Annotated in this window: 1 pseudogene; it reads left to right on the top strand. The window is 48.1% G+C overall.

Annotation, left to right across the window (positions count from 1 at the left end):
* Positions 1–1,057: pseudogene (locus R7Q38_RS24710) on the top strand (ornithine decarboxylase); the annotation flags it as partial.

Genomic DNA, 1,057 nt, shown 5'->3' on the forward strand with positions numbered 1-1,057 from the left:
CGCACTATGTTGAGATGGGTAACTCAGCGTTTGACTGTCCGGGACACCAAGGTGGTCAGTTCTTCAAAAAACACCCAGCTGGTAAACAATTCTACGATTTCTTCGGCGAAAACCTGTTCCGTAGTGACTTGTGTAACGCGGACGTGGATTTAGGTGACTTGCTGATCCACGAAGGTTCTGCGCACCAAGCGCAAGCGCACGCTGCAAAAGTATTTAACGCGGACAAAACTTACTTCGTGCTCAACGGTACTTCTGCTTCAAACAAAGTGGTGTGTAACGCGCTAGTAACTGAAGGTGATTTGGTACTGTTCGACCGTAACAACCACAAATCGAACCACCACGGTGCGTTAATCCAAGCGGGTGGTATGCCAGTTTACTTAGAAACGGCGCGTAACCCTTGGGGCTTCATCGGTGGTATGGATGAGCACTGTTTCGATGAAGAATACATTCGTGCTCAAATCGCGAAAGTGGATCCAGAACGTGCACGCGATGAACGTCCTTTCCGTCTTGCTATTATCCAGCTTGGTACTTACGACGGTACTATCTACAACGCTCGTTACGTGATGGATAAGATCGGTCATCTTTGTGACTACATCCTGTTTGACTCTGCATGGGTTGGTTACGAGCAGTTCATCCCGATGATGAAAGACTGTTCACCACTGCTGCTGGATTTGAAACCAGAAGACGCAGGTGTGATCGTGACTCAGTCTGTTCACAAACAACAAGCTGGCTTCTCTCAAACATCGCAAATCCACAAAAAAGACCGCCATATCAAAGGTCAAGCTCGTTACTGTAACCACAAACGCTTTAACAACGCGTTTATGATGCACGCATCGACTTCACCATTCTACGCACTGTTCTCTGCGCTTGATGTGAACGCGAAGATCCACGATGGCGAAGCAGGTCTGCGTTTATGGCGCGATGCGGTTAAGACAGGTATCGAAGCGCGTAAAGAAATCCTTAAGAGTTGTGAATTGATTCGTCCGTTCATTCCAGATGAAGTCGAAGGCCAACCTTGGGGCAGCTACGACACTGACGTGATCGCAACGAACAAGAA

Source organism: Vibrio sp. Vb0598 (assembly GCF_033338935.1).
In the GTDB taxonomy this organism is placed as follows: domain Bacteria; phylum Pseudomonadota; class Gammaproteobacteria; order Enterobacterales; family Vibrionaceae; genus Vibrio; species Vibrio alginolyticus.